The organism is Rhizobium sp. P1_E6, assembly GCF_056405875.1.
Map to the genome: position 1 here is coordinate 38,094 of NZ_JBFUBG010000031.1, position 21,192 is coordinate 59,285.

Genomic DNA, 21,192 nt, shown 5'->3' on the forward strand with positions numbered 1-21,192 from the left:
TCCGGACACAGAACAGCTGCGCTCCTTTGCTGGAATTGCGCTGAGATCAGCACCCTCAGATACAAATGAGCCGGGCGGCCTGACACCGCCCGGCTCTTTCCACGGTGTTGGTCCGCCCCAGGTCAGGTCACCGTGCTGAGTGTTCGTGCAATCGCATTGCGCCAGCCGACGATCCGGGCCTGCCTGTCCATGTCAGTCATATCCGGCTCAAAGGTGCGGTCGCTCGCCCAGGCCTGGGCGAAGTCATCGCGATCCGGCCAGACTGCAGCCCTGGATCCGGCAAGCCAGGCAGCGCCAAGCGCTGTCGTCTCCAGCGTCGCGGCCCTGTCCACAGGACTTGAGAGAATATTGGCGAGATGCTGCATGGTCCATTCGGAGGCCGACATGCCGCCATCGACGCGCAGGACGGTTTCGATCGGGTGGTCGCCCCAATCGCTGCGCATCGCCACCAGAAGATCGAGCGTCTGGTAGGCAACCGACTCCAAGACAGCGCGCGCGAGCTCGGCCGGGCCGCTATTGCGCGTCAGGCCGAAGATCGCTCCCCGCGCTTCCGGATCCCAATAGGGAGCGCCAAGCCCGGTGAAGGCCGGCACGACATAAACCCTTTGCTGCGGATCGGCCCTGTCAGCCAGAGCACCGGTTTCCGATGCCTTCCCGATAATGCCGAGACCGTCACGCAGCCACTGCACGGCAGCACCCGCAATGAAGATCGATCCCTCCAGCGCGTAGGTCGTCTTGCCGTTCAGACGGTAGGCGATGGTGGTGAGCAGCCGGTTCTTCGAGTGCACGCGGTCGTCACCGGTATTCAGGAGTGCAAAACAGCCGGTGCCGTAGGTCGATTTCACCATGCCCGGTTCGAAACAGGCATTGCCGATCGTCGCCGCCTGCTGGTCGCCCGCGACCCCGAGGATCGGGATCCCCGTGCCGAAGACGTCAGGATCGACCATGCCGAAATCGTCGGCACTGTCCTTGACCTCGGGCAGCAGCGCGCGCGGGATGCGCAGTATCTCGAGAAGCTCGTCGTCCCAGCAGTTCTCGGCGATGTTGTAGAGCAGGGTGCGCGAGGCATTGGTCGCATCGGTGACATGCATCCGGCCACCGGTCAGCTTGTAGATGATCCAGCTGTCGATGGTCCCGAAACAGACCTCTCCGGCTTCGGCGCGGACACGCAGCCCCTCGACGTTGTCGAGCAGCCAGCGCAGCTTCGTGCCGGAAAAATAGGGGTCGAGAAGCAGGCCGGTCTTGGCAGTAAAGAGCTTTTCATAGCCATCGACCTTCAGCCGGTCGCACATTTCCGTCGTGCGCCGGTCCTGCCAGACGATCGCCCTGTGGAGCGGCCGACCGGTGGCTTTTTCCCAGACGACAGTCGTTTCCCGCTGGTTGGTGATGCCGATGGCAGCAATCGCGCCCGGCGCTATGCCGCTCTTTGCTACCGCATCGCGCGCCGTCGCAAGCACCGTGTCCCAGATTTCACCCGCATCGTGCTCCACCCAGCCGGTCTGCGGGAAATGCTGGGTAATCTCCGTCTGGGCCGATGATGCGATCCGCATCTGAGGGTCGAAAAGGATTGCCCGGGACGATGTCGTGCCCTGGTCGATGGCAAGGATATGGCCGTTCATGACATGTCTTTCCTGCGCAGCAGCCATCGCTCCGTCGAAACGACGGCCCTGTGCTCGTTTTATGTTTTGGAAGCGCTGTCGACCTTCCCGGCACTGTCGCCGGGAAGGCCTGACGGTTGCCGGACGCTCAGAGCGCCCGGCCAATCCGACGCCTACTTCTTGGCGTCAGCCCAGCTCTTGACGAGATCGTCATAGTTGATGGTGACAGGCTTTTCCTTCTCGTTCTCGATCTTCAGCTGCGGCGCAAGGTTGCCCTTCTTCACCGCGTCTGCGTTCCAATAGGCGAGATCATGCTCCTCGGCGAGTTTCGGGCCGATATCACCCTGTACCTTGGCGCGTTCCAGGCGCTGCAGCACCTTTTCCTGTTCGCCGCACAGCGAGTCCATGGCTTCCTGCGCCGTCTTTGCGCCGGAAGCGGCATCACCAATTGCCTGCCACCACAGCTGCGCGAGCTTCGGATAGTCAGGAACGTTGGTACCGGTCGGCGACCATTGCACGCGGGCGGGCGAACGGTAGAACTCGATCAGGCCGCCGAGCTTTGGAGCACGCTCCGTGAAGCTCTTGTCGCGGATGGTGGATTCGCGGATGAAGGTCAGGCCGACGTGGCTCTTTTTCACGTCGATGGTCTTCGAGGTGACGAACTGCGCATAGAGCCATGCGGCCTTGGCGCRGTCGTCAGGCGTCGATTTCATCAGCGTCCAGGAACCGACGTCCTGATAGCCGAGCTTCATGCCGTCCTTCCAGTAGACGCCGTGCGGGCTCGGAGCCATGCGCCATTTCGGCGTGCCGTCCTCATTCATGACCGGCAGGCCGGGCTTGACCATGTCAGCGGTGAAGGCCGTGTACCAGAAGATCTGCTGGGCAACCGCACCCTGCGCCGGCACCGGACCGGATTCGGAGAAGGTCATGCCGCCGGCTTCCGGCGGAGCGTAGGCCTTGATCCAATCGAGATACTTCTCGATCGAATAGACGGAGGCCGGGCCGTTGGTATCGCCGCCGCGTGCGACACACGAGCCGACCGGACGCGAATTCTCGTCGACCTTGATGCCCCATTCATCGACCGGAAGCCCGTTCGGCAGACCCTTGTCGCCATTGCCGGCCATGGATAGCCAGGCATCGGTGAAGCGCCAGCCGAGCGACGGGTCCTTCTTGCCATAGTCCATATGGCCGAAGACCTTCTTGCCGTTTACGTCACGGCCGGTAAAGAATTCAGCAATGTCCTCATAGGCCGACCAGTTGACGGGCACGCCGAGGTCGTAGCCGTATTTCGCCTTGAAATCGGCCTTGTTCTTCTCGTCGTTGAACCAGTCGTAGCGGAACCAGTAGAGGTTCGCGAACTGCTGGTCGGGAAGCTGATAGAGCTTCTTGTCCGGCGCGGTCGTGAACTTGGTTCCGATGAAGTCGTCGATGTCGAGGCCCGGATTGGTGACATCCTTGCCTTCATTGGCCATCCAGTCGGTCAGGCTGCGGGCCTGCTGGTAGCGCCAATGGGTGCCGATCAGGTCCGAGTCGTTGACATAGGCATCATAGATATTTTCGCCTGACTGCATCTGCGTCTGCAGCTTTTCGACGACGTCGCCTTCACCGATGAGGTCATGGGTGATCTTGATGCCGGTGATCGCGGTGAAGGCAGGCGCCAGCACCTTCGATTCATATTCATGCGTCGTCAGCGTTTCGGAAACAACCTTGATGTCCAAGCCGGCGAAGGGTTTGCCGGCATCGACGAACCACTGCATTTCCTTTTCCTGGTCGGCGCGCGAAAGCGTCGATAGATCGCCGACTTCCTTGTCGAGGAATGTCTTGGCCTCGTCCATGCCGGCATAAGCCGACGCGGTCATTGCCAGCAGCAAGCCTGCTGTCGTCGTCAGTAAGTGCTTTCGCATAATATCCTCCCGGGGTTTGCGATTGCAGGTCTCACGTCTCAGGCGGCCAGTACCCCCGGCCATCTGTATCACCCTGGCATCACACGTAACGGAACACGCCGATCGCGTAGATCACGGAGATGCCAAGAGCCCACCACAGGTTGGGTCCTCCCAGACCCAGCCATGCAAGATGAATGAATGCTGCGCCAAGCAGCGAAATGAACAGCCGGTCGCCGCGCGTGGTCTCGAAKCGCAGCAGGCCGACGCGGGGCGAACCGCCCGGCGAGAAATATTCCCAGACGCTCATGCCGATCAGCAGCAGAAGGATCGTCAGGAAGAAGAGCGCCGTYGGCAGCGTCCAGGCCATCCAGGAAAAGCTCATGTCCGGTCCTCCTCAGACGCGGCCCAGGGCAAAGCCCTTGGCGATGTAATTTCGAACGAAATAGATGACGAGCGCGCCGGGAATGATGGTCAGTACGCCGGCTGCCGCCAGTACGCCCCAGTCCATGCCGGAGGCCGAGACCGTGCGTGTCATGATCGCCGAGATCGGCTTTGCGGCCGTCGTCGTCAGCGTGCGGGCAAGCAAGAGTTCGACCCACGAAAACATGAAGCAGAAGAAGCCTGCCACGCCGACACCGCTCGCAATCAGCGGAATGAAGATCTTCACGAAGAAGCGCGGGAAGGAATAACCGTCGATATAGGCCGTCTCGTCGATCTCCTTCGGTACGCCGGACATGAAACCTTCGAGGATCCAGACCGCCAGTGGCACGTTGAACAGGCAGTGGGCGAGTGCGACGGCAATATGCGTGTCGATCAGGCCGAAGGCCGAATAGAGCTGGAAGAAGGGCAGCGCGAAGACCGCCGGTGGCGCCATGCGATTGGTCAACAGCCAGAAGAACAGGTGCTTGTCGCCGAGGAAGCGGTAGCGCGAGAAGGCGTAGGCGGCCGGAAGTGCTGCGGCCACCGAGATCACCGTGTTCATCACCACATAGATGATCGAGTTGATATAGCCGTTGTACCAGGACGGATCGGTGAAGATGACCGCATAGTTGCGCAGCGTCGGGTTCGTCGGCCACAGCGAGAAGGCGCCGGTGATCTCGGCATTCTCCTTGAAGCTCATATTGACGAGCCAGTAGATCGGCAGGATCAGGAAGACGATGTAGATTGTCGGGACGAGCCAGGAAAGGCTGCCTGCAGGTTTGTATTTGCTGGTCATGTCTTACCCTCCCCCTTAGCCGTTCGCGTCGCCGCTGGTCATCACGGTGTAGAACACCCAGGAGAGCAGCAGGATGATGAGGAAGTAGATGATGGACATTGCCGCCGCCGGGCCGAGATCGAACTGGCCGACCGCCATCTTCACCAGATCGATGGAGAGGAAGGTCGTCGAGTTGCCGGGGCCGCCGCCGGTGACGACGAAGGGTTCGGTATAGATCATGAAACTGTCCATGAAGCGCAACAGCACGGCGATCAAAAGCACGCGCTTCATCTTCGGCAGCTGGATGTAGCGGAAGACGGACCAGCGCGAGGCGCCGTCGATCTTGGCCGCCTGATAATAGGCATCCGGGATCGAAACGAGGCCGGCATAGCACAGCAGCACGACGAGGCTCGTCCAGTGCCAGACGTCCATGATGATGACGGTCACCCAGGCATCGACCGGATCGCGTACATAATTGTAGTCGAGGCCGATCGCTTCCAGCGTATGGCCGAGCAGGCCGATATCGACACGGCCGAAAACCTGCCAGATCGTGCCGACGACGTTCCATGGAATGAGCAGCGGCAGCGCCATCAAGACGAGGCAGACGGGAACGCCCGGCCCCGATTTCGGCATGTTGAGCGCGATGAAGATACCGAGCGGAATCTGCAGCGCCAGAATGATGAAGGAGAAGAGCAGGTTGCGTTGCAGTGCGTCCCAGAAACGGGCGGAGTGCAGAGTCTGGACGAACCAGTCGGTACCGGCCCAGAAGAACTCGTTATTGCCGAACGTATCCTGCACCGAATAGTTGACGACAGTCATCAGCGGGATGACGGCCGAAAACGCAACGAGCAGCAGCACCGGCAGGACCAGAAACCAAGCTTTGTTGTTCCACGTCTTCTGCATGGTTCAGGCCTCCCTGCCGACGCGCCAGCTGTCGGCGTAAATGCTGATGGCCGACGGATCGAAGCTGACGCGGGCCTCTGCCGGGATTTCGGCATCCTCGGATACGACGATTGCGATCGGCTGGCCGGCGAAGCGGGCGCGAACGATCTTCTGGCGGCCGATATCCTCGACCTTGCTCACCGATACCGGCATACCCTCCCGGCCGAGCCGGATGAATTCCGGGCGAATGCCGAGCTCGGTCTTGGTCGCTCCCTCGGTCTTCGGCGCATAGTCGAGCGTCAGCGTCTCGTCTCCGACCGTGACAGAGCTGCCATTGATCCGCGCCGGCATGACGTTCATGCCGGGCGAGCCGATGAAATAACCGACGAAGGTGTGGCTCGGTCGCTCGAAGAGTTCGGCTGGCGTGCCGATCTGGACGATCTGACCGTCATACATGACCACCACCTTCTCGGCGAAGGTCAGCGCCTCGGTCTGATCATGGGTGACATAGACCATGGTGAAGCCGAACTGCTTGTGCAGCCGCTTCAGCTGCGAACGCAGCACCCATTTCATATGCGGGTCGATGACGGTGAGCGGCTCGTCGAAGAGGATGGCGTTGACGTCGTTGCGCACGAGCCCTCGCCCGAGCGAGATCTTCTGTTTCTGGTCGGCGGTCAGGCCCTGCGCCTTGCGCTTCGCCCAGCCGGCAAGGTCGATCATCTCGAGAATGTCGCGCACGCGCCGGTCGACATCCGCTTCAGCGACACCGCGGTTGCGCAGCGGAAAGGCAAGATTGTCGTAGACCGTCATCGTGTCGTAGATGACCGGAAACTGGAAGACCTGCGCGATATTGCGGCTCTGGGTCGAAAGGTCCGTGACATCCTTACCGTCGAACAGGATGCGCCCGTGCGACGGCTGCAGGAGGCCGGAGATGATGTTGAGCAGCGTGGTCTTGCCGCAGCCGGAGGGGCCGAGAAGCGCATAGGCGCCGCCATCGTTCCACTCGTGGTCGACTTCCTTCAGCGAATAATCCTTGTCGCTCTTGGGATTGGCGCCGTAAGCGTGGCGGATATGGTCGAGCGTGATGCGTGCCATTGTGCTCTCCTAAACCTTTCCAACCGTGGCGATGGCCTGTCCGTCGCCGCCGAAGGCCATCATGTGGCGCGTGTCGAGAAAGGCTTCGATTTCCATGTCCGGATCGATGTCGTGAATGCCGTGTGCCAGCATCACCCAGCGCACGCCGTCATAGTCCAGGTGAACAAAGCTCTCCGAACCGGTGATTTCGGACACCAGCGTGCGCGCCTGCAGGCGGGCTGCATCGCCGGTCTGCGGCGCAAGGCCGAGGTGGTGCGGATGAAAGGCAATGGTGACAGGCCCGTCCGGCACGGTGGAAAGATGGGCCGGAACCGGAAGCGTGCCCCCGCCTGGGCGCACGAAGAGATGGCCCGATTTGGTGACCTCGATGGCGTTCAGCGGCGGATCTGCGAAGATGCCGGCGGTGGCGAGATCGACCGGGCGGCGATAGACCTCGATCGTCGGTCCGAACTGGGTGATGCGGCCGGCGTTCAGCGTCGCTGTATTGCCACCGAGCAGCAATGCCTCCGATGGCTCGGTGGTGGCGTAGACGAAGATCGCACCCGACTGGGCGAAGATCTTCGGCAATTCCTCGCGCAATTCCTCGCGCAGTTTGTAATCGAGATTGGCGAGCGGCTCATCCATCAGCACCAGGCTGGCATTCTTGACGAGGGCGCGCGCGAGCGCTGTGCGCTGCTGCTGGCCGCCGGAGAGATTGAGCGGCGTGCGATCGAGATAGGGCGTGAGCTTCAGGAGTTCGGCTGCCTTGCGCACGTCGCGATCGATCGCAGCCGCATCCTTGCCGGAAATGCGCATCGGGGAGGCGATGTTCTCGTAGACGGTCAATGCCGGATAGTTGATGAACTGCTGGTAGACCATGGCGACTTTGCGCTTCTGCACCGGCATGCCGGTGACATTGGCGCCGTCGAAATGCACCGAGCCTTCGGTCGGCCGATCAAGCCCCGCCATCAGACGCATCAGCGATGTCTTGCCCGACAAGGTTGGCCCCAGCAGGACATTCAGCGTGCCCCGCTCGAGAACCAGATCGGTCGGATAGATATGATAGTCCGCGCCCACCATCTTGGCGGCGTTTCGCAGCTCCAGCATTCCGATTCCCGTGCCTCCTCGCAACGGGGACCACACGCCACCTTATCCGGCCATCTGTGCCGGCTTGGTAGCCATGTACTCCTCCAGTGATCTGACCTGCTCCTTGGAAAGACGCAGACCATCCTTTGTTCTTCGCCAGAGCACGTCTTCGGCGTGCCTGGCCCATTCATGTTGGACGAGATATTCGACCTCGGCCTCATAGAGGTCGGATCCGAACCGCCTGCCGAGATCCTCGATCTTCTGGGCGCCGCCGAGAAGCGTGGTTGCCCTGGTGCCATAGCGGCGTACGAGCCGGCGGGCATGGGCATCGGTCAGGAACGGATAGCGGCTCTTCAGCTTGCTGACTTCGCCCTCATAACCCTGCACCGGAAAGTCGCCGCCCGGCAGATGGCTGCCCGCCGTCCACGGCCTCCCCTTGAGACCGATCGCTTCGCCGATCTTTTCCAGCGCATGTTCCGACAGCCGCCGGTAGGTGGTGAGCTTGCCGCCGAAGACATTGAGAAGCGGCGCCTCGCCGGCCTTTCCCTCGATCTTCAGCACATAGTCGCGCGTCGCTTCCTGTGCCTTCGAGGCGCCGTCGTCGAAGAGCGGCCGCACCGCCGAATAGGTCCAGACGATATCCTCCGGCCTCACCGGCTCCTTGAAATATTCCGATGCCGCATTGCAGAGATAGAGTGTCTCCTCCTCGGAAATCTTCACATCCTTCGGATCGGCGGTGTAATCGCGGTCGGTCGTGCCGATCAGCGTGAAATCGGTCTCGTAGGGGATGGCAAAGATGATGCGGTTGTCGGGGTTCTGGAAGAAATAGGCGCGTGGCCCATCGAACTTCTTCCTGACGATGATGTGGCTGCCCTGGACGAGGCGCACATGGCGGGCCTCGTTCTGGCCGAAGGCTGCGCGGATGACATGATCGACCCAGGGGCCGGCGGCATTGATGAGCATGCGGGCCTGATGGCGCTCGCTCTTGCCGCTCACCGTGTTGACCGTCTCGATCGTCCAGACGCTCTTCTCGTCGGCACCCTTCTCCTGTCTCGCCGACACGACCTTGGTGCGTGGCATGATCAGCGCGCCCTTGTCGGCGGCATCGCGCGCATTCAGCACCACCATGCGGGCATCGTCGACCCAGCCGTCGGAATATTCGAAGGCCTTGGTGAAGAGCCCCTTCAGCGGCTTGCCGGCCGGATCAGAACGCATGTCGAGCACCGATGTCGGCGGCAACAGCTTGCGGCCGCCGAGATGGTCGTAGAGGAAGAGGCCGAGGCGGATCATCCAGGCCGGCCGGATGCCGCCCTTGTGATAGGGCAGCACGAAGCGCAGGGGCCAGATGATGTGGGGGGCCATGGCCCACAGGATCTCGCGTTCCATCAACGATTCCCGCACCAGGCGGAACTCGTAATGTTCGAGATAGCGCAAGCCCCCATGGATGAGCTTTGTGGCGCCCGAGGAGGTGCCTGAGGCAAAATCGTTCATCTCGGCAAGGGCCACCGTATAACCACGGCCAACCGCATCGCGCGCAATGCCGCAGCCGTTGATCCCACCGCCAATGACGAAAATATCGTGGATTCGGCTCATGCTCCCCCTCTTTGAGCCAGAAAGCGCAATAGTTTCCCCAACCATTGCGAAAGTGAGGACGATTAAACCGAAAATTTTTCGAATGTCAAACGAATGTTACTCGCCGTTAAAATCAGCGATTGGCTTTCGCCGTTTCGACCAAAACGACGCCGCTCTGCTGACAGATATTGCGGATGGAGGGCGAATCGCATTGGTCGGTAATGAAGGTATGGACCTGCGAAATCTGGCCGATACGAACAGGTGCGGTCCGTTCGAATTTGGTCGAATCCGCAACTAGTATGACGTGTCTGGCATTGGCGATGATCGCCTGCGCCACCTTGACCTCGCGGAAATCGTAATCGAGCAGGGCACCGTCAGGATCGATTGCCGAGGCGCCAATCACGGCATAATCGACCTTGAACTGCCTGATGAAATCAACGGCCGCTTCGCCGACAATGCCGCCATCGGACTGGCGCACGACGCCGCCGGCAATCACCACCTCGATATGGTCGATCAGTCGTAATCTATTGGCAACATTGATATTATTGGTGATCACCATTAACTCGTGATGATCGGAGAGGGCTTCGCCCACGGCTTCTGTCGTCGTGCCGATATTGATGAAAAGCGAACTGTTGTTGGGAATGAGATCGGCTGCGGCAATGCCGATTGCCTGTTTCTCAGTCGCGGCGATCTGGCGTCTTGCGTCGTAGCGGACATTTTCCGTTCCGCGCGGGAAGGTTGCGCCGCCGTGTATGCGCGTCAGGAGCTGTGCATCGCAAAGATCGTTCAGATCCTTGCGGATCGTCTGCGGTGTCACGGCAAACTGCGTTGCCAGATCATCGACCAGCACCCGGCCCGACGATCTTGCAAGCGCGATGATCTTCTCCTGACGATCTGACAGAAACATGCGCCCTCCCTTCGTTTCGCTTTCATCTTTAGCGAAACTTCGCTTGAGGGCAATCTCACCGGGCGTTTTGTTTGAATATGATCGAGTGCTGAAATCCCTTTGGATATTGCAAAGCTCGCCCCGCCTCTGCCTTGTTGCGCGCTTAGCGTATTATGCGATTCGCTGTCCGCGACGGGGCGGAGCATGCACGAGGGACAAAAGGAGAGTTCGATGACAGACGCCAAGAGCGGCATTACGGGACTACGGCCGCAGATTACGGTGATTGGCGTCGGCGGTGGCGGCGGTAACGCGATCAACAACATGATCGCCGAGAAACTGGCCGGTGTCGATTTCATCGCCGCAAATACAGATGCGCAGGTGCTGGCGACCTCCAAGGCATCGCGCCGCATCCAGCTTGGCGCCCATGTCACCGAAGGCCTCGGCGCCGGCTCCTTGCCGGAAGTCGGCCGCGCTGCCGCAGAGGAATCGCTCGACGAGATCATGGATCACCTGAGCGGTTCGCACATGTGCTTCGTTACCGCCGGCATGGGCGGCGGCACGGGCACGGGTGCGGCACCCGTCATTGCGCATGCGGCCCGTTCGGCCGGCATCCTGACCGTCGGCGTCGTCACCAAGCCCTTCACCTTCGAAGGCAATCGCCGAATGAAAATGGCGGAAGCCGGCATCGAAGCGCTGCGCCAGGCAGCCGATACCGTCATCGTCATTCCCAACCAGAACCTCTTCCGCATTGCCGACGCCAAGACCACCTTCGCCGATGCCTTCATGACGGCGGACCGGGTGCTCTATTCCGGGGTTGGCTGCATCACCGACCTCATCGTCAAGGAAGGCTTGATCAACCTGGACTTCGCCGATGTGAAATCCGTCATGCGCGGCATGGGCCGGGCGATGATGGGTACTGGCGAAGCCAGCGGCGAGGGCCGGGCGATGAAGGCAGCGGAAGCGGCCATCGCCAATCCGTTGCTCGACGATATCTCCATGAAGGGCGCCAAGGGCGTGCTGATCTCGATCTCCGGCGGCTCGGACATGACGCTTTTTGAGGTCGACGAAGCCGCAAGCCGCATTCGCGACGAGGTGCAGGACGACGCCGAAATCGTCGTCGGCGCGATCTTCGATCGCGGCCTGGACGGCAGGTTCCGCGTTGCTGTCGTTGCGACCGGCCTTGACGGCGCTGGTGCGACTGCTGCCGCACCGGGCTTCACTGCCGAGCAACTCCAGGGCCGCATGCTGCAATAGCCTGACAGGATCGCTTGAGGATCAGGCGGTTCTTTTAGCGGCAACGGACAAGAGCATCTGAGAGAGATGAGACGACTGCAGCCACGGCGCGTCTCGACTCTCTCGGCGGTAAGATGCTGAAGGCCTATGAGGTCGCCCCACCTCTAAGTTAGTGGCAACGTTCGTGATCATGTCCGGCCAGGTTTGCGCAATCGTCGGTTTTGAGCGCCGCGTAAGCCTGGCATTCGTGCTTGGACCGACGCAGGTCGTGATCCTGCGCGTCCTCGGATTGCAATTCGAGAGACGGGAGAATTAACCGCGCCCTTGGTCCGGGCGGCGAAGCGCGCAAAGCCTGGACTGGTCGCACCGGTCTCTAGCCAGTCACCCCGATCACCTCGTCGGCGGCACGCAAGCCACTTTCCCAAGCGCCATGCGCGGTCGAGAAGTCCGATTGATGCGTCGCCTCGCCAGCAAAGAACAGCCGGTCGGCGACCGGTCGCGCAAGGATGGTGCGTGCACCGGCATGGCCGGGTAGCGCATGGCTGTAGGAGCCGCGAACCCAATCCGTATGGCACCAGGACGAGGCTGCCAGAGGCCGCAAGTGGCGGCGAATATTGTTTCCAATGAGCGACGACAGCTGGTCAAGGGCGAAGGTGAAGGCGTCGAGCAGGCCGGACTGTTCGATGACGACGGCGCCCTTTCCGCCGAAGAAGCCTTCGACGACCGGGCGGCCGAGCGGCCGGATATAATAGCTGCCGGTCTCGTCACTCCTGGCGTCGCCGAGCAGATGGGTTTCCGGCTCGAGGCCATGATTGCCGTGAAGCTCCATGAACAGCTTGTCGGCAAGGCCGAGCGGCAATTGCGCTGCAGCATGCAGATGATCATCGGCCTCTGGGTCGAAGGCGATGGTGCCGCGGGCGAGAACATTGGTCGAGACTGTGATAATCGCCGCACCCGCCGTGACCGGGCCGCGGTCGGTTTCCAGCCGCACGCCTTGACCGGTCAGGGCAATACGGCGAACCGGTGTCGACAGGCGCAGGACCACATCAGGAACGGCAGCACCGATCAGACTTCCATAGCCTTCGTGCACCCGCCAGTTGGCGTCGGTCGCGGCATTGTCATAGGCAAGGAAATCAGCGACCGACAGCCGCTCCAGTGGTGCGCCGTTCAGATAGCCGCTGAGCGACTGGCAATAGGCATTCCACTCGCCATCCGGCTCCAGCGCGTCCGACGCCCGGTCGCTTTCGGGCGGATTGGCGCGCAGGCGCTCTTCGAGCGCATCCCAGGCAGCGGCGGCAGCCTGACGTTCCTCCGGCGAGAAACCGAGATCGCGCCACTGGGTCTGCCAGGCCGTCGGCCCGCGCTCGATCGTGAAGCCGGCCGCACGGCCGATGGCGACGAGCGGATTGCGTTCGGCCGAATGCAGCCAGCCGCAACCCATGTCGAGCGGCATGCCTGACAGTTCGATCGTCCAGGCCCGGCCGCCGACGCGGTTGCTGGCTTCGAGAATGACGACCGAGCGCCCGGCATCGGTAAGCTTTCGTGCGGCAGCAATGCCCGCTGCGCCTGCGCCGATAACAGCCACGTCGTAGTCCATCGTCACCGCTCCGCCGCGTGCTTCGTCATCACCTTGATAGGCTTCAGCTTTACATCGGAGCTGCCCCCGCTTCAATGCGCCCGAAAGCCTGCTACTATGCCGACATGACCTTCTTTGAAACCCTTGTTGCCTTGCTGGCTGTCGCCATCCTGCTCCTGCAGATCACCCGGCGCATGCATCTGCCCTATCCCGGCATTCTGGCTGCTGCCGGGGTCTGCGTGGCGATGTTGCCCGGCGCGCCTGTTATCCCGATCGATCCGCCGACGGCGCTTGCCCTGTTCATCGCGCCGGTGCTCGTCGACTCCGCCTATGACTTCCCGATGGGTGCTGCGCGGCGCATGGTGCTGCCGCTGATCTTTTATGCCGTGATTGCCGTTCTGGTCACGACCGGCTTGGTGGTCTCGATCAGCATGCTGACTGTTGGCCTGCCGATTGCGGTGGCCGTCACGCTCGGCGCCATCGTTGCCCCGCCCGATGCTGCTGCGGCGACCGCCGTGCTTTCCAATCTGCCGGTGGATCGGCGTGTGGATGCGTTGCTCAAGGGCGAAAGCCTGTTCAATGACGCAACGGCGCTGTTGCTGTTTGGAGCGGCACTGACAGTCCAGGCACGAGGCGGGCTCGATGGCGCAACCGCGCTGCAGATTGGCTTTGCCGCACCCGGCGGCATTCTCTTCGGCATCGTCTTCGGCTTCTTCGTCTCACGGCTGCGGCCGATCACCGAAAATACGGTCGGCGGCACGCTGCTGCAGTTCGTCTATGCCTTTTCGACCTGGCTGATCGCCGAGCATCTGCACCTTTCGGCGGTGCTGGCGACGGTTGCGAGCGCCATGACGATCGCCACGCTTTCGACGGTCGATGATTCCCCGCGCATGCGGGTACATTCCTTCGCCGTCTGGACAACCGTCGTCTTCCTGCTGAACGTGGTCGCTTTCCTGCTCATGGGCCTGCAGGCCCGCCGTATTCTTGAATCCATGTCCGCCGACGCGCTGGAACGGGCGCTCGGTTTTGCCGCCATCGTCGTCGGCGGCGTCATCCTGGCGCGCCTGGCGATGGCCTTCCTGCTGCATGCGATCGTCGCTTCACGCCACCGGCGCGGCAATGTGCTGGCGCCGTTTACCAACGGCGAGACCTTTCTGGTCGGCTGGTCCGGCATGCGTGGCCTTGTCACGCTCGCGACCGCCTTTGCCCTGCCTGCCGATTTTCCGGAGCGGGACCTCGTCGTGCTGACGGCCTTTGCAGTCGTGCTCGCAACGCTCGTCATCCAGGGAGCGACACTCGCCCCGATGATCCACTTTCTGAAACTCGGGCGGCAGGCGGAAGTCCGCGATGAGTTCGAGGCCGCCCGACGGTCGCTTGCCGAAGCGGCATTTCAGCGGCTGGAGAAGGAAGATGGTGCCGAAGCCGCGGCGCTCCGCGCGGTCAGCAAGGATCATTGGAACGCGCCGGCCAATACGGGTCAAGCCTCGCAGCTTATCCGACGCCGCGATCTGACGATCGCAGCAGTGATCGCCCAGCGCCAACGCCTCGAGGAACTGCGTGACACGGACCAGATCGGCCCGACCCAGTATCTGGAATTGCAGGAGGACCTGGACTGGAAACAGCTCTCGGTCGGCCCCGACGAGGATCGGCGCATGACCGAGAGCTAGGTCATCAAGAACGAGCGAGGCGTCACGACCTCAGCGGATGCTGAACGGGAAATATTTCGCGTTGATCGTATCGTAGGTGTCGCCGGCCTGGATCGTCTCCAACGCAGCATTGAGCTTGTCCAGCAACGCCTTGTCGGAAGGGCGCACGGCGATACCGGCGCCGTCGCCGAAATATTCGGTATTCTTGATATCTTCGCCCTTGAAGGCGCAGCAGCTGCCCGCTTTGGTGTTTGCGAGCCAGTCGTAGACCGCCAGCTTGTCTTCCAGGATGATGTCGACCTTGCCGTCGGCAAGCCCCTTGTAGAGATCCGGAGATGCCTGGAACACGGTCGTCGCGACGCCACTATAGAACTTCTTGGCATAGGCTTCCTGGGAGGTCGCCGCTGTCACACCCAGCCGTATGTTCTTCAGATCGTCGGGTGAAGTGCCGGCAATGCCGGACTTTTTGGGCGCGATGAAGACCGACGGGCTATCATAATATTTCTGGGTGAAGGCAACCTTTTCGCGCCGCTCTGCGCTCATCGACATCGACGAGATGATCGCGTCGTACTTGTTATCCAGCAGATTCGGGATCATCGCCGTCCATTCCTGGATGACGAATTCGCATTTCAACTTTGCCGTCTCGCAAAGGGCCTTGGCGAAATCCACGTCGAAGCCTTGAAGCTGATTGTTGGAATCGAGATAGTTGAACGGCGGAAATGCGCCCTCGACCGCTATACGGACGCTGTCGTTTTCCGCAGCTGAGACAATAGCAGGCTCAAAAATACTTGCCGATATAAAGGCGGCAAAAGACAATGTGAGGAACTTCAGGCGGAAACCAGATATAAATCGCAACATAACATCACCTTACCTTGGAGTTATCTTGCCAACGTTGCATCGGGCAAGCGTCACGCAGCAAGCAGCCAACCACACAACGATTAAAAAGCTGATCACTTTTGCGCCGTTAATTTACGGCTGCTTGAAAAGCTTTTCGTAATCAATCAAGGCCAGTATCGGAAATTCTTGGGAGAAGGTTCCGTGTCTGCTCGTCAACCGTCACGACTATTTGCTCACAGGGCGGCCCGGGCGTCGTCCGGGTCGATATTGCTCCTGCTTGCGATCAGCGGGCTGGCAATTCTTGGGCTTGTATTCCTCGCTGCCATTTGGGCGGGGGAGGAAAGTGATGCGGCAGCCCTTGATCGTCAGCGACAACTCGTCAACAGCCGCCTTCAGGATCAAGTCCAGCGCGTGTCGCAGGACATCCAGCTGATGGGCGCAGGCTATGCCTCGCTGCTGGTGGCGGATTCAGCAACCGCGAGCGGCAAGAGCGACCGCGCTGGCGCGACATCCGCAGCGACATTCGGGAAGATCGCAACAACGGTCTTCGGCTACAACGCGGCATTCCTCGTGACCCCGGCAGGCGAGCTTGCCCTGCAATCCGATCCCGAAACGAAAAGTCGGTTCAAATGGGTGCGGCCGCTGCTTCAGCCAATGATCCGGGATCTCGAAGCAAAGCAGCACGGTGCGCCGCAGGGGCCGAGCTCCGATCCAGAACCGAGCCAGGTGGAGCTGATGCGACTTGAGGGCCGCCCTTCGGTCGCCGGCGTTGTTTCGGTCACGGGTTCTTCGAAAGTGGATACACAGGAGGGGAATGACGGCAACAGGCTCTACCTCGTGACGTTCCGCTTTCTCGACGGTATCGCGCTCGATACACTGAGCCGCGAACAGGGATTGGCCGGCGCCCGCTATGCCCGCACCGCCGATCAGGAGCAAAATGAGGTTGCGTTCCAAATAGAGGCGACGGCTACCGGAGAGCCTATCGGCTTTGTTATCTGGACGCCGGACCTGCCGGGCTCACGCGTCATCGGCCGGCTTGTTCCGGTCCTCTCCATTGCCGGCCTGGTCATTGCCGGGCTCTTCTTCGCCTTGATGGGTCGTTTGCGCCGCAGCCTTAGAGAACTCAGCGCCAGCGAACATCATGCGCGGCATCTATCGCTTCATGACGTTTTGACGGGCCTGCCGAACCGGGCGCTGTTTGCGGCTCGCTTCGAGCAATGCCTTGCGGCCATGAAATCCCCCGGCCGACGCGCCGTCCTTGCCCTCGTCGATCTCGACAAGTTCAAGGAGGTGAACGACATCCATGGACATGCCGCCGGCGACGAGCTTCTGCGCAGCGCCGTCGACAGGATGAACGCCCTGATCAAATCGGGCGATACACTTGCCCGGCTCGGCGGCGATGAGTTCGCCCTGCTTCTTCCCGATGCCAGGGAAGCCGACGACACCCATATTGTCCTCTGCAGCGCCATCATCGAGGCCCTGAGCAAGCCGTTTCAACTTCGCGGAGGTGACGTCGTCGTCCGCATTGGCTGCTCGATCGGCATCGCCACCTTTCGTGATACGACCCAAGCAACCAGCGAATTTTTGCGGCGTGCGGATGTTGCGCTCTATGAAGCCAAGACCAACGGGCGCGGTTGCTTGATCGAGTATGAACCCTCTCTCGATCACAGGGTCGAGGCGCGGGAAAATCTCAAGAACGATCTTCGCGTCGTGCTGGAAGATCAAGCGCAGCTTTCCGGCATTCCGGACAATTCGCGTTCGGGTAATCCGGGCCATCTGGAGGTCTTCTTTCAAGGCGTGCATCGTGCCGACGCGCCTGGGCAGCTATCGGGTGCTGAGGCCCTCGTGCGATGGCGCCATCCCACCCAAGGGCTTCTGTCGCCCGACAAGTTCATCCCCATTGCCGAGGAGGCTGGCATGATCGACCAGCTGGGCGAGTGGGTCCTCAGGAATGCCACGCAGGCAGCTGCTTGCTGGCCAGCCGGCATGTCGGTCGCCGTCAATGTTTCGCCCTCGCAAATCCGGCATCGGGACTTCGACCGCCATGTGCTTTCGATCCTGGCGGAAACGGGCCTGCCGCCATCGCGGCTGGAACTGGAACTGACGGAAGCTGCACTCTTCAATATCGATGAAAATGCGCAGGCAACGCTTGGCCGACTCCGATCCCAGGGGATCCGAATTGCCCTCGACGATTTCGGCACCGGTTTTTCGTCGCTAAGCCATCTCGTTCAATTCAACATCGACCGGATCAAGATCGATCGCTCATTCGTTGGCTTGCTTGGCGCTCAGGCAGAGGGCGCCGCCATCGTTTCCGCGATCCTGGGTTTGAGCCGTACGCTCGGAAAGGCGACGACGGCGGAAGGCGTGGAGACGGAGGGGCAGAGAGACTTTCTCGTCGCAGCCGGCTGCAACGACCTGCAGGGCTTCCTTCTCTCCCGCCCCATGCCTCTGGCCGAATTCCTGAAATCATTCCCTTCGATCGAAGCAATGAGGCCCCAGTCGGTTGCCGCATCCTATTCGCGCGGCTGATCGCTTCCGCGACAGCTCCCTCACGGCCGTTTTCCCATCATCCAGACGAGATAGGGGGCGCCTGCGAAAGCGGCAAACAGGCCGAGTGGCAGATCGTAGGGGAAGGTCACGGTGCGGGCACCGAGATCGGCGATCACCATCAGCACAGCCCCTATGACCGCGGCGGCGAAAAGCCTGCTGCCTGCCTTTTCGAAACCGGCCCGGTGGGCGATATGCGGGGCCATCAGGCCGACGAAGCTCAAGGGGCCGACAAGCAGCGAAGCGGCAGCGGTCGCAATGCCTGCCGTCAGCACCATCATCGTGCGGGCACCGACGAGCGGCAAGCCGAGCGCAAGCGCGACGGGTGCCCCGAGCGGCAGAATGGTCATCCATCGCTTGAAGATCAGGCCGACGGCCAGGATGACGACGGTGAGGCCGGCGAGGAACGTAGCCGTTTGCGGCGTGGCGGCCGCAGCCGAACCGCCGAGCCAGGCAAGGATCTGCCAGGCACGCTGGTCGCCGACAGCAAGAAGTGCGCTCAGGATCGCCGAGGAGAAGGCGCTGACGGAAATGCCGGCAAGCAGCAGGCGTTCGGGCGGCAGATGCCGGCGGGCGGCAAAGAGGGCCACAATGACGAGCACGACGATCGCACCGCCGCCGGCGCCGACGAAAAGACCAGCCGCGTCGGCATTGGCGGAGAAGCTCAAGGCAATGGCATAACCGACGCCGGCCCCACCGCTGACCCCCAGGACCTCGGGGCTTGCCATCGGATTACCGGTGAGGCGCTGCAGCATGGCGCCCGCCATGGCAAGCAGGCCGCCAGCGGCGGCAGATGCGACCAGACGCGGCCAGCGGGCGGGAAACAGTTCCCAGAAGAGCTCACCGCGGAGCAACGTCCACCCGTCCGGCAGGCGGGCGACGAAGAGGGCCGCCCAGACGAGCGGCGGCAGCAGGCAGAGGATCAGGATGAGGCGCGACAGCGGCGCCCGGGAAACGACGACGCTATCGGGCGGCTGCGGCGGCTCGACGGCACGCACCTGCGGCAGCAGCCAGAGCAGCAACGGCCCGCCGATCAGTGCGGTCACCGATCCCGTCGGGAAAGTCTCGCCCGCCGAGGAAGCGAGCAGTTGCACGACGCCATCGCAGAACCAGAGCAGCAGGCCACCGGCGACAGGCGAGAGAAGCAGGATGCTGCGCGTCGTGCGCACACCGAGCAGGCGCACGAGCGCGGGGGCGGCCAGGCCGACGAAGCTGACGAGGCCGACGACGGCGGCAACGCCGGCACTCAACGCCACGGCAAGGCTTGCAACGGCAATGCGTGTGCCGGCGAGCGCCACACCTAGCGAGCGCGCACTGCTATCGCCAAGACCGAGCAGGGTCAGCGGACGCAGAAGAAGCACGGTGATGACAAGACCGAGCAGCAGCTCCAGGCCGAGTGTCACCGTCGCCGACCAGTCCTGCTGGCTGAGCGAACCGCCATTCCAGGTGACGAGCGACATCAGATATTCGCCCTGCGACAGGGTCATCGCCGCCGAGAGCGCGCTGCAGGTGATGCCAACCAGCAGGCCGGAGACCACCATGGTGATAGGCTCGAAGCTGCGCCGCCAGCCGAGCAGGAAGACGATGGCCGTTGCCGCGGCGGCACCGGCAAGCGCAACAAGCGCGCGGTATCCATCGAGCACTTCGGGAAAGAACAGCGTGGCAGCGACGATCGCAAGCTGTGCGCCGGAGGAGACGCCGAGCGTCGAGGGATCGGCGATCGGGTTGCGCAGCAAGCGCTGCAAGAGGGCGCCGGCAAGCCCGAGGGCCGCACCAGCCAGAATCGCGACCGCGCCGCGCGGCAGGACAGCGTAGGCGAAAATGATCTGCTGCGTCGTCATCTGGCCGGCATCGAAGGGTAAGGACGGCCAGTCGGCGAAGGGCAGATGGCTGAGTGCCGCCCACAGGAAGAGGCCGGCGGAGGCGACAAGGGCGAGAAACGCGGCGGCGAGTGCGGCGGGTCTCATCACGGCCTTTCCCCTGACGACAGCATCGCCGCCTTAAAAAGCCGCGTGAAGCGGGCGGCCGCCGAGATGCCGCCATAGGGATTGATATTGCCGAGCATCAGCACGCGGCCAGAGCGCACCGGCAGCAGCGATTGCCAGATCATGCTGTTCTTCAGGCCGTTGCGCGCTTCGACAGGGATATCGGAGATGATGACGATGCGCGCTTCCGGCTCGGCAGCGAGGTTTTCGATCGGCACCGGAGCGGCGAACGTATAACGGGAGCGGTCCGTCCAGGCGTTCGGCAGGCCAAGCCTGGAAAGGATATCGCCGAACATGCTATCGGCGCCGAAGACGCGGACGTGCCTCGCATCCCCGATATTGACGAGATAGGTCGGCCGCGATGCAAAGAACTGCAGGCTGAGGCGTGCCTCCTCGACAAGAGCTGCCTGCTCGGCTACGACCTGACGGCCGCGCTCTTCGAGGCCAAGTTGCCGTGCCAGCGCCGAGATGGCATCGATCGCCTTCTGATAGGGCGGCTCGCCCCTGTTGTAGAAGGGCAGCGACAGGACAGGCGCGATCGCCCGAAAGCTCGCCTCTAACCTGACATAGAAGGGCGAAATCAGGATGAGGTCCGGGCGTAAGAGTCGCAGAAGTTCGAGGTTCGGCGATCCGCGCAGGCCGAGATCGGCAACGCTCTCGTCCAGCATCGGCTCGACCGCATCCTTGCGGAACTGCACGAGCTCGGTCGCGGCGATCGGCATGACGCCGAGAGCCACCAGCGTTTCCAGCATGGCCCAGTCGATCGCCGCGATGCGCTTTGGAAGGGATTGGGGCGTTTCCGCGAAGGTTTTTCCCGGAACAGCGAATGCCGCCAGCAGTGCAAGCGCCTGCCGACGGCTGATGCTCCGTCCATATGCGTCTTGAAATTCACTCACCATTGAAAGGTCAGCTTGCCCATCACCGTTCTGCCATCGCCATAGGTGCAGCCGAAAGAGCTGCAGCTTGCAACATAATCCTTGTCGGCAAGGTTCTTGAAGTTCAGCGAGGCGGTCACATTGTCCTTCTTGTAATGCACTGCTGCATCGAAGAGGGTGACGGCGTCAAGATCGAGCGAGTTCTTGGTATCGCCGTAGCGCTGGCCGACATAGCGCACACCACCGCCGAGACCGAAGCCTTCAAGCGCCGTATCCTCGGGAAAGGTATAGTCGAGCCAGAGGCTGGCGGCATGTTC

General features: G+C 61.9%; 17 protein-coding genes. 3 read left to right on the top strand and 14 right to left on the bottom strand.

What is annotated here, in order from left to right; translation table 11 throughout:
* Nucleotides 1–122: 122 nt before the first annotated feature.
* From glpK to AC1D35_RS17125, 9 genes are all read right to left on the bottom strand, one after another.
* Nucleotides 123–1,619, bottom strand: coding sequence for a glycerol kinase GlpK (gene glpK, locus AC1D35_RS17085; protein WP_477939192.1), 1,497 nt, complete (start codon nt 1,617–1,619; stop codon nt 123–125).
* 152 nt (nt 1,620–1,771) lie between these two features.
* Nucleotides 1,772–3,502 carry an ABC transporter substrate-binding protein gene (locus tag AC1D35_RS17090; protein ID WP_477939194.1) on the bottom strand — a complete coding sequence of 577 codons (1,731 nt, stop codon included), beginning with the start codon at nt 3,500–3,502 and terminating at the stop codon, nt 1,772–1,774.
* Between the two features lie 79 nt (nt 3,503–3,581).
* Nucleotides 3,582–3,863 carry a DUF2160 family membrane protein gene (locus AC1D35_RS17095; RefSeq protein WP_113298011.1) on the bottom strand — a complete coding sequence of 94 codons (282 nt, stop codon included), beginning with the start codon at nt 3,861–3,863 and terminating at the stop codon, nt 3,582–3,584.
* Nucleotides 3,864–3,875: 12 nt separating this feature from the next.
* Nucleotides 3,876–4,697 carry a carbohydrate ABC transporter permease gene (locus tag AC1D35_RS17100; RefSeq protein WP_113298012.1) on the bottom strand — a complete coding sequence of 274 codons (822 nt, stop codon included), beginning with the start codon at nt 4,695–4,697 and terminating at the stop codon, nt 3,876–3,878.
* 15 nt (nt 4,698–4,712) lie between these two features.
* Complete coding sequence (locus tag AC1D35_RS17105) at nt 4,713–5,579, bottom strand: carbohydrate ABC transporter permease (RefSeq protein ID WP_113298013.1); 867 nt, start codon at nt 5,577–5,579, stop codon at nt 4,713–4,715.
* Between the two features lie 3 nt (nt 5,580–5,582).
* A complete protein-coding gene (locus AC1D35_RS17110) occupies nt 5,583–6,653 on the bottom strand; it encodes an ABC transporter ATP-binding protein (RefSeq protein WP_113298014.1) in 1,071 nt (356 codons plus the stop codon).
* A 9-nt stretch (nt 6,654–6,662) separates the two neighbouring features.
* Nucleotides 6,663–7,739: an ABC transporter ATP-binding protein gene (locus AC1D35_RS17115; protein WP_477939197.1), complete on the bottom strand. Its 1,077-nt coding sequence runs from the start codon at nt 7,737–7,739 to the stop codon at nt 6,663–6,665.
* Between the two features lie 42 nt (nt 7,740–7,781).
* On the bottom strand, nt 7,782–9,311 hold the full coding sequence (gene glpD, locus AC1D35_RS17120) for a glycerol-3-phosphate dehydrogenase (protein WP_477854326.1): 1,530 nt from the start codon (nt 9,309–9,311) through the stop codon (nt 7,782–7,784).
* Between the two features lie 112 nt (nt 9,312–9,423).
* Complete coding sequence (locus AC1D35_RS17125) at nt 9,424–10,197, bottom strand: DeoR/GlpR family DNA-binding transcription regulator (protein WP_477854325.1); 774 nt, start codon at nt 10,195–10,197, stop codon at nt 9,424–9,426.
* A gap of 210 nt (nt 10,198–10,407) precedes the next feature.
* Between AC1D35_RS17125 and ftsZ the strand changes: the two genes are divergently transcribed.
* Nucleotides 10,408–11,430 (top strand): cell division protein FtsZ, encoded by a 1,023-nt coding sequence (ftsZ, locus tag AC1D35_RS17130; RefSeq protein WP_477854324.1) that lies wholly within the window; start codon nt 10,408–10,410, stop codon nt 11,428–11,430.
* Nucleotides 11,431–11,782: 352 nt separating this feature from the next.
* On the opposite strand, the gene AC1D35_RS17135 is transcribed toward ftsZ, so the two are convergent.
* On the bottom strand, nt 11,783–13,006 hold the full coding sequence (locus AC1D35_RS17135) for a flavin monoamine oxidase family protein (RefSeq protein WP_477939199.1): 1,224 nt from the start codon (nt 13,004–13,006) through the stop codon (nt 11,783–11,785).
* Between the two features lie 104 nt (nt 13,007–13,110).
* On the opposite strand from AC1D35_RS17135, the gene AC1D35_RS17140 reads away from it, so the two are divergent.
* Nucleotides 13,111–14,652, top strand: a complete 1,542-nt coding sequence (locus AC1D35_RS17140; RefSeq protein WP_477939210.1) for a cation:proton antiporter — start codon at nt 13,111–13,113, stop codon at nt 14,650–14,652.
* Nucleotides 14,653–14,682: 30 nt separating this feature from the next.
* On the opposite strand, the gene AC1D35_RS17145 is transcribed toward AC1D35_RS17140, so the two are convergent.
* Nucleotides 14,683–15,489, bottom strand: coding sequence for a transporter substrate-binding domain-containing protein (locus tag AC1D35_RS17145; RefSeq protein WP_477939201.1), 807 nt, complete (start codon nt 15,487–15,489; stop codon nt 14,683–14,685).
* 180 nt (nt 15,490–15,669) lie between these two features.
* On the opposite strand from AC1D35_RS17145, the gene AC1D35_RS17150 reads away from it, so the two are divergent.
* On the top strand, nt 15,670–17,997 hold the full coding sequence (locus AC1D35_RS17150) for a putative bifunctional diguanylate cyclase/phosphodiesterase (RefSeq protein WP_477939203.1): 2,328 nt from the start codon (nt 15,670–15,672) through the stop codon (nt 17,995–17,997).
* Nucleotides 17,998–18,017: 20 nt separating this feature from the next.
* On the opposite strand, the gene fhuB is transcribed toward AC1D35_RS17150, so the two are convergent.
* From fhuB to AC1D35_RS17165, 3 genes are all read right to left on the bottom strand, one after another.
* On the bottom strand, nt 18,018–19,982 hold the full coding sequence (fhuB, locus tag AC1D35_RS17155) for a Fe(3+)-hydroxamate ABC transporter permease FhuB (RefSeq protein ID WP_477939212.1): 1,965 nt from the start codon (nt 19,980–19,982) through the stop codon (nt 18,018–18,020).
* On the bottom strand, nt 19,982–20,899 hold the full coding sequence (locus tag AC1D35_RS17160; RefSeq protein ID WP_477939204.1) for an iron-siderophore ABC transporter substrate-binding protein: 918 nt from the start codon (nt 20,897–20,899) through the stop codon (nt 19,982–19,984). Before AC1D35_RS17160 ends, fhuB begins: the two co-directional genes overlap by 1 nt.
* Nucleotides 20,893–21,192, bottom strand: a 300-nt coding sequence (locus AC1D35_RS17165) for a TonB-dependent receptor domain-containing protein (protein ID WP_477939206.1), incomplete at its 5' end; no start/stop codon positions are given. The genes AC1D35_RS17165 and AC1D35_RS17160, both read right to left, overlap by 7 nt.

Bases quoted from the DNA above. Each gene is read 5' to 3' on its own strand.
- glpK (WP_477939192.1), bottom strand. From the start codon at position 1,619: ATGAACGGCCATATCCTTGCCATCGACCAGGGCACGACATCGTCCCGG.
- AC1D35_RS17100 (WP_113298012.1), bottom strand. From the start codon at position 4,697: ATGACCAGCAAATACAAACCTGCAGGCAGCCTTTCCTGGCTCGTCCCG.
- AC1D35_RS17105 (WP_113298013.1), bottom strand. From the start codon at position 5,579: ATGCAGAAGACGTGGAACAACAAAGCTTGGTTTCTGGTCCTGCCGGTG.
- AC1D35_RS17110 (WP_113298014.1), bottom strand. From the start codon at position 6,653: ATGGCACGCATCACGCTCGACCATATCCGCCACGCTTACGGCGCCAAT.
- AC1D35_RS17115 (WP_477939197.1), bottom strand. From the start codon at position 7,739: ATGCTGGAGCTGCGAAACGCCGCCAAGATGGTGGGCGCGGACTATCAT.
- glpD (WP_477854326.1), bottom strand. From the start codon at position 9,311: ATGAGCCGAATCCACGATATTTTCGTCATTGGCGGTGGGATCAACGGC.
- AC1D35_RS17125 (WP_477854325.1), bottom strand. From the start codon at position 10,197: ATGTTTCTGTCAGATCGTCAGGAGAAGATCATCGCGCTTGCAAGATCG.
- ftsZ (WP_477854324.1), top strand. From the start codon at position 10,408: ATGACAGACGCCAAGAGCGGCATTACGGGACTACGGCCGCAGATTACG.
- AC1D35_RS17135 (WP_477939199.1), bottom strand. From the start codon at position 13,006: ATGGACTACGACGTGGCTGTTATCGGCGCAGGCGCAGCGGGCATTGCT.
- AC1D35_RS17140 (WP_477939210.1), top strand. From the start codon at position 13,111: ATGACCTTCTTTGAAACCCTTGTTGCCTTGCTGGCTGTCGCCATCCTG.
- AC1D35_RS17145 (WP_477939201.1), bottom strand. From the start codon at position 15,489: ATGTTGCGATTTATATCTGGTTTCCGCCTGAAGTTCCTCACATTGTCT.
- fhuB (WP_477939212.1), bottom strand. From the start codon at position 19,982: ATGAGACCCGCCGCACTCGCCGCCGCGTTTCTCGCCCTTGTCGCCTCC.
- AC1D35_RS17160 (WP_477939204.1), bottom strand. From the start codon at position 20,899: ATGGTGAGTGAATTTCAAGACGCATATGGACGGAGCATCAGCCGTCGG.